Raw genomic sequence first — 12719 nt, forward strand, 5'->3', positions numbered from 1 at the left:
ATGCTGGAAACCTTGCAAGTAATCTGGTTCATCCTGTGGGCGCTGCTCTGGGCCGTGTATTTCGTCCTGGACGGCTTCGACCTGGGCCTGGGCAGCCTGCTGCCCTTCATCGGCAGCAATGAGGAAGAACGCCGCATCATGTACAACGCTGCCGGTCCCTTCTGGGACGGCAACGAAGTGTGGCTGATCTCCGCCGGTGGCGTGACCTTCGCGGCCTTCCCCAAGGTCTATGCCGTGATGTTCAGCGCCCTGTACGCTCCCCTGCTGATCCTGCTGTTCGCCCTGATCTTCCGCGCCGTGTCCTTCGAGTTCCGCGGCAAGGTGGAAAGCGGCGTGTGGCGCGGCTTCTGGGATCTGGTCCACTTCCTGTCCAACCTGGTGCCCTCCCTGCTGCTGGGCGTGACCTTCGCCAACCTGTTCATGGGCATCCCCATCGACGGTGAAGGCGTGTTCCACGGCACGCTCATGGGCCTGGTCAACGGCTACGGCATCGCCGGCGCCATTTTCTTCCTGGTGATGTTCATGCTGCACGGTTCCCTGTGGCTGGCCATCAAGAGCCAGGGCGAACTGCAGACCCGCGCCGTGGCCAGCGCCAACCTGCTCTGGCCCGTGATGCTCATCCTGCTGGTGGCCTTCCTGGTGCTGACCTTCTTCAACACCGACCTGTTCAGCAACTACTGGAGCAATCCGCTGCTGCTCCTGCTGCCCGTGGTGGCCTTGGCCGGTCTGCTGGGCGTGCGCTGCATGCTGCGCCGCGGCCAGCTGTGGAAGGCCTGGATGTGCAGCGCCGTGTACATCGTCGGTGTGACCTTCTTCGGCGTCATGGGCATGTTCCCGCGCATGCTCATCTCGTCCATCGATCCCACCGCCACCCTGACGGCCTTCAATGCCTCCTCGTCCGAGCTGACCCTTAAGATCATGCTGGGCGTGGCTCTGGTCATGGTGCCCATCGTACTGCTGTACCAGTTCTGGGTCTACCGCCTGTTCTCCCACAGCCTGAGCGCTGAAGACCTGAAGGACGAGCACGCTTACTAGCAGCGACGATCCGTCCGCCTCATCGAGCCCGGCAGACAGGCATGCCCTGTCCGCCGGGCTTTTTTCGTGCCCTCTGCCGGGATAGGCGGGTAACGGGTCGCCTTCGCGGCCGGGGAGGCCGCCTGCCGTCATGTGGCAACGAAAGCGGGCTGTGCTGCAGAAGGGGCGGAAGACGGGCAGGAAAAGCGGAGGGCAAAGATGCCGCCTTGCCGTCAGGAGGATGGAAGATTTGCTTTTGGCCTGCTTATCCGGGAAGATGGCGGGGCAGAGCGGAGGCCGTATGAAGACCAAGATAGATGCAACGGATGTGAGGATCGTCGAAGAACTCAGGAAGAACGCGCGCATCACCATGAAGGAACTGGGGGCGCGGGTCTTCCTTACCGGGCAGGCCGTCAGGAACAGGGTGGAACGGCTGGAGGACATGGGCATCCTTCAGCGCTACACCATCAACGTCAATTGCCCGGTCTTCGGCTACAAGGTCCATGCCGTCATCAGGGTGCAGCTCAGGCACGGCCCTGTGGAGGCCCTGAAGGCCTGCTGCCGCAAGGAAGGCAGACGCACCATCCACTGTTACCGCACCACAGGCGACAACCTCTATTTCCTCGACATGTATTTTCTGGACATGGAGGCCCTGGACGCCTTCCTGGCCGAGGTGGAACCGCTGGGCAGCTACGAGCTGCATGTGGTCCTTCGGGAAGCGGAAGATCTGGCGGAATGAAGGCCCCCGCCGGAGGGGGAAGAGGAAGGAAGGCGTTCTGCCTGGGGACCGGCGGGGACCTGATTCGGGGAGGGCACAGGGCAGGGGCGCCGGGCGGAGCCGTGGCCCTGCCGGAGCGCAGGCACCGTGGCGGGACGGATCCCTCCTGCCTGCCACGCTATGCGTCAGCCCGTCCGTCTGCGGGCCGTGCGGAGTTTTCCTGCCGTTAAAAATCGGCGCTCTGGCCGTCGTCGGGCATGAAGACGGCCTCCCGGATGCCGCGACGGCGCAGGGCCTGGTCCATGTCCTGCCGGGTCAGGGCCGCATGGGGCACGGTGTCCATATGGCTGACGATGATCCGCGCTTCCGGGCGGGCGGCGTGCAGGGCGGCCACGTCCGCGTCGTCCATGATCAGGCGGCCCTCGTCCAGCAGTTCGGCCGCGCAGGCATTGACCATGACCACATCGGGCCGGTAACGGCGCAGGCTTTCGGCCACACCGTCGAACCAGATGGTGTCACCGGCCACATAGAGCGTCTTTTCGTCAGGATGCCGGAAGACCACGCCGCAGGATGGCCCGCAGGGGATGATGGTGCCGTGGCGTCCGGGCGTCTTGCTGAGGCGGATGCCCGCAAAGACGGTCTCCTCTCCCAGCACTTCCACCCGGGCGAAGCCGGAGCGCCGGAGCACGGCGGCATCCTCTTCGCTCTGCACGAACACGGGCACCGTCTTGTCCAGCGGCGCGCCCACGCTGCCGTCGGCGGCCATGTCGATATGGTCGGGATGCACATGGGTCACGATATAGGCATCCACACCGGCCAGGATGTCGGCCACCGGCATGGGCAGGTCGCACAGGGGCAGGGGCAGGTCCAGCCGTTCGGGGCGGCAGCGGAACATGGGATAGTCGCGGAACGTCCCCATGCTGCCCCTGGGCGCCAGCCAGGGGTCGGTGAGGAAGGTCTTGCCGGCGTAGCGGATGCGGACCATGGCGTTGCGGATCTGCTGTATCTTCATCTGGGTCACCTCTCTGGGATGTTGTTGCGGAGTCCCGGTATCCGGAGGGAAAGGTATCAGGGGCGCCGGGGCCGGGCCAGAAGCCGGGCCAAGAAATGCGTGCCGTTTTCTTGAAAAAATCAAGTGGCGCGGCGCGAACGCCACGAGGTGCACGTTTGATGGGCTTCCCTTTCTTGCAATGCACTGCTGGGGCCTTCCGTGCCGGAGCGGTGTGCCCAGGCGGGACATATGTCGGCTTATCCATGCATTATTTCTATGGTGAAGCATTCGATATAGGTATTTGTCATGGATAGAAGCTGCGGCTACACAGAAAAGAACGCCTGCAGGCACGTTCCTGCCGGACAACTTCAAGCCGGAGCGACATGATGAGCATGTGCAAAACACTGGCGGCGACGATCCTGGCAGGCACGATGCTGTTTGCCGGATCTGCGGCCGCAGCGGACAAGGCCCCCTCTGGCACGGCTTCTTCCAAGGATGGTAAGGCTATGGAACTGGTACAGGAATGGGACAAGGTCTTTCCCAGGAGCGACAAAGTGGAACACCGCAAGGTGACCTTCCGCACCCGTTACGGCACTGTCCTGGCGGGCGATCTGTACGTGCCCCGGGATGCCAGGGGCAAGCTGGCGGCCCTGGCCGTGAGCGGCCCCTTTGGCGCGGTGAAGGAACAGGCGTCCGGGCTCTATGCCCAGACCATGGCCGAACGCGGCTTCCTGACGCTGGCCTTCGACCCCTCCTATACGGGCGAGAGCAGCGGCGAGCCGCGTCATGTGGCCTCGCCGGACATCAATACCGAAGACTTCAGCGCCGCGGTGGACTTCCTCACCACGCTGGACGCGGTGGATGCGGAGCGCATCGGCATCATCGGCATCTGCGGTTTTGGCGGCATGGGCCTGAACGCCGCCGCCATGGATACCCGCATCAAGGCCACCGTGGCCGTCACCATGTACGACATGAGCCGCGTCACGGCCAACGGCTATTTTGACGCCATGGATGCCGAGGCCCGCTACGCGCTGCGCCAGCAGTTGAACGCACAGCGCACCCGGGACGCACGTTCCGGCAGCATCGCACCGTCCGCCGCAGGCCTGCCCGAGGCCCTGACGGGCGACGAGCCGCAGTTCGTCAAGGATTACTTCGGCTATTACAAGACCAGGCGCGGCTTCCATCCCCGTTCCATCAACTCCAATGGTGCCTGGAACGCCACCTCGGCCCTGTCCTTCCTGAACATGCCGTTGCTGGCCTATGCGGGCGAGATCCGCAGCGCGGTCCTGCTGGTCCACGGGGAAAAGGCCCATTCCCGCTACTTCAGCGAGGATGCCTTCAAGAAGCTCAGCGGTAACAACAAGGAACTGATGATCGTGCCCCGGGCCTCGCATACGGACCTGTACGACCGGGTGGACATCATCCCCTTCGACAGGATCGAGGCGTTTTTCAACGCCAACCTCTGATACCTCTCTCCCTTCCTTGTTGTATGATGCGGAGCCCCGCTGCCGGGGCTTCGCTTTTTTTGTCCCTGCCGGCGGACGCTGGCCCCGCAGCACGACCCTCCGGCCGGGATGGGCCAGATCGCCGGGCCGTCGCCGGTACGGCTGTCCGCCGGGGCGTCTTGCCGGACCATGCGCTCCGGTTTCGCCAGGGCCGCCGGGAGGCGGACAGATTGAAAAGTCCAAGCCCCTGGGGGATAATGGCATATGGCTTCCCCTCATCTCGGCCGGGGAGGGCATGGACTTTTGCTTCCCCTCCGGCAGGGCAAGGCGCTCTGCCCGGAGGCGTATGGTGCGCGGGTCTGCCCCGCTGCCATGCCGCGGTTGCTCTCTGGCACTCTTTTTGCTGATTCATTGGTATAGCCTGTCCGTTGCCAACGCTGTCGGCAGTACCGCCAACATCAGGAACAGGCCGAAAATATCCCCTGAACTTCTTTAGACCTCTGCACGGAAGGAGGCATCATGATAAGCCGCGAGACCGCCAACACGCTTCTGGAAGAATTTTCCCGCCAGCAGGAGATCGAGCCTTTGCAGCTCGATGACGCCAATTACTGCGCCCTGGCTTCGGCCGACGACCATGTGGTGCATCTGCGTTTCGATGAAGGGCAGGGCACGTTCATCGCCTTCGGCAGCATAGGTACGCTTTCCGAGGATGAGGAAGTGGCCCTGCGGGAACTGCGGGCCCTGCTCACCGCCAACCTCATGTGGCAGGATACCCAGGGCGCCACCATCACCCTGGCCCCGGAGAGCGACACCGTGCTGTTGCAGCAGATGTGGCTGCCCGAACAGGCCACGGCGGACAAACTGGATGCCTTCCTGCAATCCTTCGCCCTGTCGCTGGACTTCTGGACGCAGCGCTGCGCGACCCTGGGCGACACCGTGATGGAGAGCGAGCAGCCCTTTTATGTGAAGGTCTAGGAGGGGAGCCATGCCTATCGATTCCATAGCCGGCCTGCGCCACCTGAGTCAGGCCCAGGGCAGTTTCGTCCGCCTCGACCAGAGCACGGACAAGCTCCAGACGACGACCGCCAAGGCCCGTTTCTGGCAGTTGTCGCAACGCAGCCAGGAAAAGGCCGGGAACAGGGCCGCGGCCGAGCGCGTGCGCGACAGCGTCTGCGCCTACTGCGGCAAGGCCGAGGGCACACGTTTGTTCAACCAGTACATCGGCAAGAAGTCCCTGGAGGGCAAGGCCTTCACCGGCGGTAACCTGTCCAGGCTCCTGGATGCAGCGGCGGAGCGCAACCTGGCCTGCCTGGGGCGCGGCATGGTGGCCACGGGGCGACGGGCCCTCCGGCCGGAGCTTATGGCGGAGCTGGGCCGGGCCGGTGTGGATCCCGACTATTTCGTCAGCCTGGTGAGCCAGGGCGTGCGTCTGGTGGGGAACGATTTCTGGGGGCAGCAGTCCGTTGCCGAGGGCGAGCGGGAGCTTGCCGCGGTCTCCTGGGCGGTGGACGCCATGCGCAGGGATCTGGACACCTTCCAGGCGGGGCTGCCCGCAGGCGCGGAGGGCGTGGCCGGGGTGCTCCATTGTCTGGAAGGGCTCAAGGCACAGCTGGATACCAAGCGGGACATCATGGCCGCCCAGAAGGAGCAGAGCCCCTTCACGGCCGGGAACGTGCGTCTTGCCTTTCAGCAGACCTATGCCGCCTACGAACGGGTCATAGGGGAGCATGTGCGCCGGACGGGTGTGGAGCTGGGGACCCTGGATCCCGCTTCGGACAAGGGCATGCGCCTTGCGGAACGGGCCCGGGATCTCAGCAGGCTGATGGCGGCCATGCAGGACAAGATGACCGATCCGCCCGAGCTGCGTGGCCTGGCCGACGGGGAACGCGTCCCCGATGCGGTGATGAAGTCCTTCAATGAGCTCCCCGGAGAGCTGGGCAAGGAACTGCACCGGCTGCTGCCCGGCCTGTCGGCGGGGAAGCTGGCCAGGGAGATCAAGGAGGCCCATATCCAGGTGCTCAACGAACAGGGCTGGGGCGTCATCCGGCGCGATCTGCAATATCTGGGACGCGGGGGCGCTGGAGTGACGGCCACGTCCACCATCACGCCCGCCTGCCATATCGGTGCGGGCGCACAGCCCGGCCCCATCGGCCGGAGCATGGCCCGGCACGGCATCAATGGCGTCTCCTGCGAGGACAGGGGCCAGCCCAACCATGCCCTGAACCTGGCCCGCACGGAGATCGCCGTGGGCGGCAACACTTTGTTCCGGGGCCTCCGGCACGGTATCAACAGCGCCTATTCCATCAAGAATCCCGCGGCCAGAAGGGCGGCCAACGCCACCCGCGCCACGGAGATCTTCACGGCGGCCCTGCAAAGCTCCCCGAAGCTGGCGGACGTCCAGCGCAGGCTGGCGGTGAACCCCGATGCCGTCATCGACCTGCCTTTGCTTTCCACCAGTCTGGTCACGCCCGATGTGCCGCGCGAGATCTTCGGCACGTCGGAAAAGACCTATCTGGCCGAGCAATGCGCTTCGTGGAAGGATGCCTGCGGGCCTGACGGCACCTGCACGGTGAACGTGGTCCTGCCTGACGGGCAGGAAAGGGCGGTCAAGGTCAGGCCGCAGGTGCTCACCTTCAATTTCGGCGTGAACACCGGTGCGCAGGGCGGGCTCCAGGGCCTGATCGGCGGCTGGGGCACGTCCGACCGGTACAACAGGGAAGCCATGGCCCAGCTTTTCGGGGACGACATGCTCGGCGGGATGGTGGAGACCTATCTTGCGCGGTCGGACATCTCCGCCAGGGACAGGCAGAACATACAGGCCCTGCGCTACGAGATCCACGCCCTCTGGGCCGCCGGAGGCTACAGGATGAGCGGGGCCGACCCCTATCGCCTGCCTGCGCGTCTGGCTATGCTGGGGCACATCATGGGCATGATGCCGCTGTTCAACTGCAAGAGCGGCAAGGACCGCACCGGGCAGATGGACGTGGCCTGCAAGACCCTGGCCCTGCAGATGCACGAGAACGGCGGCCTGCTGCCGCCCTTCAATGCCCCGCGCAGCTCCATGGACCAGCAGATCTTCCAGCAGGTGGCCCTCAACGGCGGCAATCTGGAGATGCAGCGTCTGAACACCGGTCTGGCGGGCTTCAAGACCAAGGGCGTGGCCGGTCTCGATGCCCTGTTCACGGACGAGGCCAGGGAGATCCACCGGGGCCTCAGCAGCTATGTGAAGGCATAAGGCGTCAGCACGGACAGGCGGTCTTCTCCACGCATCCCTTCTTTTCAAACCTTATCCAGGGGCGGGCCTCGGCCTGCCCCTGTCGTTAGTTGTCTGTCTGAAGGACACCTGATCCATGGGGAGGCGTCCTCCCCAGACCTGCAGGATGCTCTTGTCTCTTTTCCCAATCCGTATGAGCGGTTTTTGAAGGGGTGGGGGAGCGCGAGGGGGCGGGGGAACTTTTTTCCGCCAGGAAAAGTTCCCCCGCCCCCCCCCCCCCCCCCCCCCCCCCCCCCCCCCCCCCCCCCCCCCCCCCCCTCCATCCCGGAAGGCTGCCAGCCGTACCGGGCCTCTTTTTTTATCCGTTACATCCCCCGGGCGCGCAGCCAGAGCTGGAGCACGAGCAGCGTCCAGAGCGGCTTGCGCAGGTCGGCCTTGCCGGAGCAGTGGGCGTCCACCAGGGAGCGCACGGCCTCGGGCCGGAACAGGCCCTGGGCACGCAGGCGCTCGGGAGCGAAAAGCTCTTCCATGAGCGGACGCATGCGCCCGCGCAGCCAGGCCGCCACGGGGATCTGGAAGCCGCGCTTGTTGCGGTGCAGGATCTCGGGCGGCAGCACGTCGGTGAAGGCCTTCTTGAGCAGGTATTTGCGCTGGAAACCGTGCAGCTTGTGCCGGATGGGCAGGCGGGCCACATATTCGGCAAAATCCTTGTCCAGGAAGGGCGCGCGCACTTCCAGCGAGTGGAGCATGGAGCAGCGGTCCACCTTGACCAGGATGTCGTCCAGCATGAACTGGCGGGCATAGACGTGGAAGGCCCGTGCCAGGGGCGAGGGACCGGCGGGCCAGTGCTCGAACTGCTCCCGCGTGGGCGCGAAGAGGTTCTCGCGGCGCAGGAAGTCGTGGTCGGGCCGGGCCAGCAGCTCGGCCTGCATCTCGGGCGTGAAGGAGGTGAGCAGGGTCTGCACCCGTTCCCAGGCCGGGGCGTGGGCGCCGCGCAAAAAGGTCTCCACCGCCAGACGGGGATTGATGTATCCGGCCGAAGCGGGCAGGAGTCGGGTCAGGGGCTCGATGACGCCGCGGCGCAGGATGCCGGGGATGGCGTTGTACCATTCGGCGATCTTGAAGGCGATGTAGTGCTCGTACCCGGCCCAGAGCTCGTCGGCACCGTCGCCGCCCAGGGCCACGGTGACTTTTTCGCGGGTCACGCCCGAAAGCAGCCAGGTGGGCGCCACCGAGGCGTCGGCCATGGGTACGTCCATGCGGCTGATGATGTTGGGCAGATGCTCGGCGCAGTCCTCGGCCGAGAGCACGCGCTCGTGATGGTCGGTGTTCCAGCGCTGGGCCACCACGCGGGCGTAGCGGCTCTCGTCGTAGCTGGCCTCGGTGAAGCCGATGGAAAAGGTCTTGATGGGCGTGGAAGACTGGCGGGCCATGAGACCGGCCACGATGGACGAGTCGATGCCGCCGGAGAGGAAGACCCCCAGGGGCACGTCGCTGACCATGCGGCGGCCCACGGCGCGGGTGAGCAGCTCGTGCACGTCGGCGCAGATGTCGGCCTCGGAGCGACGGTCGTCCTCATCGGCCGGGGGCAGGTCCCAGTAACGGCGGATGCTCAGGCGCCCGTCCTCCACCAGCAGCCAGTGCGAGGGCGGCAGGCTCTTGGCCTCGCGGTACATGGTGTCCGGGGTGGGCACGTATTCGTAGGCCAGGTAGCGCATGACGGCCTGCGGATCGAGAGTGAGCTCCAGCCCCGGCACGGCGGCCAGGCAGTTGAGCTCCGAGCCGAAGAACAGGCTGCCCTGCTGCAGGGTGTAGAAGAAGGGCTTTTTGCCGAAGCGGTCACGGGCGCAGAACAGGCGGCGGCGGGGAGCATCCCAGAGGGCGAAGGCGAACATGCCGTCGAAGCGCTGGAGGCAGTCCGTGCCCCAGACGCGGTAGGCCTGGAGGATGACCTCCGTATCGGAGTGGCTGCTGTGGAAGCGGGCACCCGCCTGCAGCAGTTCCTGCCGGAGTTCGGCAAAGTTGTAGATCTCGCCGTTGAAGACGATGCAGAGCTCGCCGTCCACGTCCTGCATGGGCTGGCTGCCGCCGGAAAGGTCGATGATGGACAGGCGGCGGTGCCCCAGGCTGACGGGCCCTTCCTGCCAGATGCCGCTGCCGTCGGGGCCGCGGTAGGTGATGACGTCGGTCATGGCCCGGACATGGGCCCGGGCGTCCTCGTTCAGGGGCTGGCCGTCAAGACGGCAGATACCGGCTATTCCGCACATGGCATATCCACAGGGCGTACCGGAGGTTCAGGCCGCCGGCCGCCGGTTGCAGGTGTCGGGGAAGGGGCTCCGGCGGAAGACCGTCGCGGAGCGGGGAAAGGGGGATTGTTTGCGTTCCCGGCAGGGGCGCTGCCGGAGGGAGCGCCGCGGCTGACCACGGCAGGGCATCTTTCCGAAAGTGCCCCGGAAAAGAGGGCCGGGGAAGGGCCAACTTCCGTACTGGCGGAAGGGCCCCTTCCCCGGTGATCCCTCCCTAAACGTTGGGGCCGTGGGTGGTGCGCCACTGCGTGTACTGCCGGCAGTAGAGATCCTGGAGGGCCGCGATATTGGTCTCGGTATCGAACATGCGGAAGACGAGCTCGCGCCCGGTCCGGGCCATGCGCAGGGCCGCCTCGCGGTCGGAGAGCATGCGGCGGATGGCATCGGCCAGGGCGGCGGGATCGCGCTGGGGGATGAGGTAGCCGGTCTCGCCGTTGCGGATGACCTCGCCCACGCCGCAGACATCGGTGGCCACCACGGGCATGCCGCAGGAAAGGGCCTCCATGATGACGTTGGGGATGCCGTCGCGGTCGCCGTTGGTGTGCACCACGCTGGGCACCACCAGCATGTCGTGCTCTTCCATGAAGGTACGGATGCGGTCATTGGGCACGAAGCCCGGCATGTCCACCAGATCTTCCAGATGCAGGCGCTTGCGCATGTCCACCAGCTTGCGCTTCCAGTTGCCGTCGCCCACCAGGGTCAGACGCACGGGGAAGCCGTCGTCACGCAGACGGGCCATGGCCGTGAGCAGCTCGGGGAAACCCTTGGTGCGGGCAAAGCGGCCGATGGCCAGCAGGCGGTAGGGCTTCTGGAAGGGAGCGCGGCAATCCACGCGGCGGCCCAGGGTCAGGCCGTTGTAGATGACGTGCACCTTGTCCTTCTGTCCGGCGGGGCAGAAGCTCTGGAGCCAGGGCTTGTTGGCCATGTTGTTGGTGCGGATGAAGATGGCGTCGCGCGATTTTTCGGCCAGGATGCCGTCCTGCGGGTAGATGTCGCCCGCGCGGCCGGTGAAGGCGAAGGGGATGCCCGACAGGCGCGAGGCCACCCAGACGGCGGTGGCGGGCCCGTTGCCCCAGGAGGAGTGCAAAAGCTCGATGCCGTCGCGCTGGGCCTCTTCGGCCAGCAGGAAACCGGCCAGGAAACACCAGAGGTTCTCGGCATAGGCTTCCAGATTGCGCATCTTGCGGAACAGGCCGCGGCGCATCAGGGTCTTGACGGTCTCGCGGTCGCGTTTCCAGGCACGCCAGAAGGCCTTGAGCAGGCGCAGGGTCGCCACGGAGCCGAAGCGTTTGATGGGCCCGGCGTAATTCTTCATCTCGTCGCTGCAACCGCGCAGCTTCTCACCGTACATGGTGTAGACGCGGATATCCATGCCGCGCTGGACCAGCTGCTGGATCTCACGGAAGACGAAGGTCTCGGAGGAGAGGGGGAACCAGAGCAGCACATAGGCCATACGGGGGGACAGCATAGGGACCTCGGATGGGCAGGATGTTGGGGAAGAAAAAAAAGGCCGGGCAGGGTGCCCGGCCTCGTGCTGTGCGACAGACTAGGCGTTCTGTTCGTCCTGGTGCTCGCGGCGGAATTTCTCCACGATCTCCCGGGCCACGGGGATCTCTTCGACCACGGTGTCGATGGTCTTGCGGATCTGTTCTTCCGTGTGGGAGGCGGAAAGGAAGAAGCGCAGGCGGGCGGCGCCTTCCTTTACGGCGGGGAAGGTGATGGGCATCACATAGATGCCGCGGGCAAAGAGGCGGGTGGCCAGGAAGCCGCTGACCATGGAGTCGCCCACCATGATGGGCACGATGGCGTAGCCCTGGGCGGCGCCGGTATCCAGGCCCTTTTCCTGGGCGTAGTTGAGGAAGAACTGGGAGATCTTCTGCAGCTTGTGCACGCGCTCGGGCTCACGCTGCATGAGTTCCAGGGCCTTGTGGCAGGCAGCGGCCACGATGGGAGGCATGCCCACGCTGAAGACGAAGCCCGGGGAACCGTACTTGAGGTATTCCACCAGCTCCTTGCGACCGGCGATGAAACCGCCGCAACCGCACATGGCCTTGCTGAGGGTGCTCATCCACATGTCCACTTCGTTGGCGTCGATGCCGAAGTATTCGTGCACGCCGCGGCCGGTGGCGCCCAGCACACCAAAGGAGTGGGCCTCGTCCACCAGCAGCATGCAGTCGTACTTCTTCTTCAGCTCGATGATGCGCGGCAGGTCGGGGATGTTGCCGTCCATGCTGAACAGGCCTTCGGTGACGATGCAGGCGCGCTTGTGCTTGCCGCGGTGCTCCTTGAGCATCTTCTCCAGGGCATCGCAGTCGTTGTGCTCGTAGGAGTAGCGGTCGGCGCCGGAAAGGCGGGCGCCCTGCATCAGGGAGTTGTGGGCGAGACCGTCATAGAAGATGGCGTCGCGGTGACCGAAAAGGAAACCCAGGGTGGAGACGTTGGTGGCGTGGCCGCTCACATAGGCGATGCAGTCCTCGACACCGTAGAAGTCGGCCAGGGCGCGCTCGAGCTGGCGATGGGGCGGACGTTCGCCGCCCACCAGGCGGCTGGCGCCGGCGGAGCTGCCGAAGACCTTGGCGGCTCCGGTGACGGCTTCGGTGATCTCGGGATGGGTATTGAGGTCCAGATAGTCGTAGGTGGAGAAGTTGATGTACTCCTTGCCATTGATCACCGTGGTGGCCTTAGCCGCCCGCTCGTGGCACAGGAAGAGCGGGTTTTCCATGCCCATCTTGGCACCCATTTCCACCATGCGCTCAAACGACAGTTTGGAGCGCAACCGTGTGAAACTGCTGGTGCCGCTCTCCTGGGCGTTCTGGCTGGAGTGGTTTTCTTTCATTCCGGATCCTCTCAGATATAGTATAAAAACCGTACGTTACAGGTGACGTACAGTAAACGTTCCGGGCAAACTGCCCGTAAAAATTGTTTTTAACGGCTAACCATATCCCAAGAGTTCCACCAAGGCAAGCGAGAAAGCCTCGCGGTTGGCGCGGGCTGGACAAGCGGCCTGAGATGGCCTAAAATTTGCTTTTAA

General features: G+C 65.1%; 9 protein-coding genes. 5 read left to right on the forward strand and 4 right to left on the reverse strand.

Annotation, left to right across the window (positions count from 1 at the left end; genetic code table 11):
- Complete coding sequence (gene cydB, locus HF854_RS02810) at positions 1–1035, forward strand: cytochrome d ubiquinol oxidase subunit II (RefSeq protein ID WP_168934916.1); 1035 nt, start codon at positions 1–3, stop codon at positions 1033–1035.
- A 280-nt stretch (positions 1036–1315) separates the two neighbouring features.
- Positions 1316–1753: an Lrp/AsnC family transcriptional regulator gene (locus tag HF854_RS02815; protein WP_168934917.1), complete on the forward strand. Its 438-nt coding sequence runs from the start codon at positions 1316–1318 to the stop codon at positions 1751–1753.
- A 205-nt stretch (positions 1754–1958) separates the two neighbouring features.
- Here the strand turns inward: HF854_RS02815 and HF854_RS02820 are convergent, their stop codons facing one another.
- Complete coding sequence (locus HF854_RS02820; protein WP_168934918.1) at positions 1959–2744, reverse strand: MBL fold metallo-hydrolase; 786 nt, start codon at positions 2742–2744, stop codon at positions 1959–1961.
- 485 nt (positions 2745–3229) lie between these two features.
- On the opposite strand from HF854_RS02820, the gene HF854_RS02825 reads away from it, so the two are divergent.
- The 3 genes from HF854_RS02825 to HF854_RS02835 all read left to right on the forward strand — a co-directional run bounded on the left by HF854_RS02825 (position 3230) and on the right by HF854_RS02835 (position 7403).
- Positions 3230–4189, forward strand: coding sequence for an alpha/beta hydrolase (locus tag HF854_RS02825; protein WP_240937638.1), 960 nt, complete (start codon positions 3230–3232; stop codon positions 4187–4189).
- Positions 4190–4687: 498 nt separating this feature from the next.
- A complete protein-coding gene (locus HF854_RS02830) occupies positions 4688–5143 on the forward strand; it encodes a type III secretion system chaperone (RefSeq protein ID WP_006007678.1) in 456 nt (151 codons plus the stop codon).
- A gap of 10 nt (positions 5144–5153) precedes the next feature.
- On the forward strand, positions 5154–7403 hold the full coding sequence (locus HF854_RS02835) for an inositol phosphate phosphatase SopB (RefSeq protein ID WP_168934920.1): 2250 nt from the start codon (positions 5154–5156) through the stop codon (positions 7401–7403).
- A 344-nt stretch (positions 7404–7747) separates the two neighbouring features.
- Here HF854_RS02835 and asnB read toward each other — a convergent pair whose 3' ends face one another.
- The 3 genes from asnB to HF854_RS02855 all read right to left on the reverse strand — a co-directional run bounded on the left by asnB (position 7748) and on the right by HF854_RS02855 (position 12524).
- A complete protein-coding gene (gene asnB / locus HF854_RS02845; protein ID WP_168934921.1) occupies positions 7748–9649 on the reverse strand; it encodes an asparagine synthase (glutamine-hydrolyzing) in 1902 nt (633 codons plus the stop codon).
- Positions 9650–9902: 253 nt separating this feature from the next.
- Entirely contained in the window at positions 9903–11156 is a 1254-nt protein-coding gene (locus tag HF854_RS02850) for a glycosyltransferase family 4 protein (protein WP_168934922.1), read from the reverse strand.
- Positions 11157–11234: 78 nt separating this feature from the next.
- A complete protein-coding gene (locus tag HF854_RS02855; RefSeq protein WP_168934923.1) occupies positions 11235–12524 on the reverse strand; it encodes an aminotransferase class I/II-fold pyridoxal phosphate-dependent enzyme in 1290 nt (429 codons plus the stop codon).
- Positions 12525–12719 lie beyond the last annotated feature (195 nt).

The organism is Desulfovibrio piger, from assembly GCF_012843875.1.
Taxonomy (GTDB): domain Bacteria; phylum Desulfobacterota; class Desulfovibrionia; order Desulfovibrionales; family Desulfovibrionaceae; genus Desulfovibrio.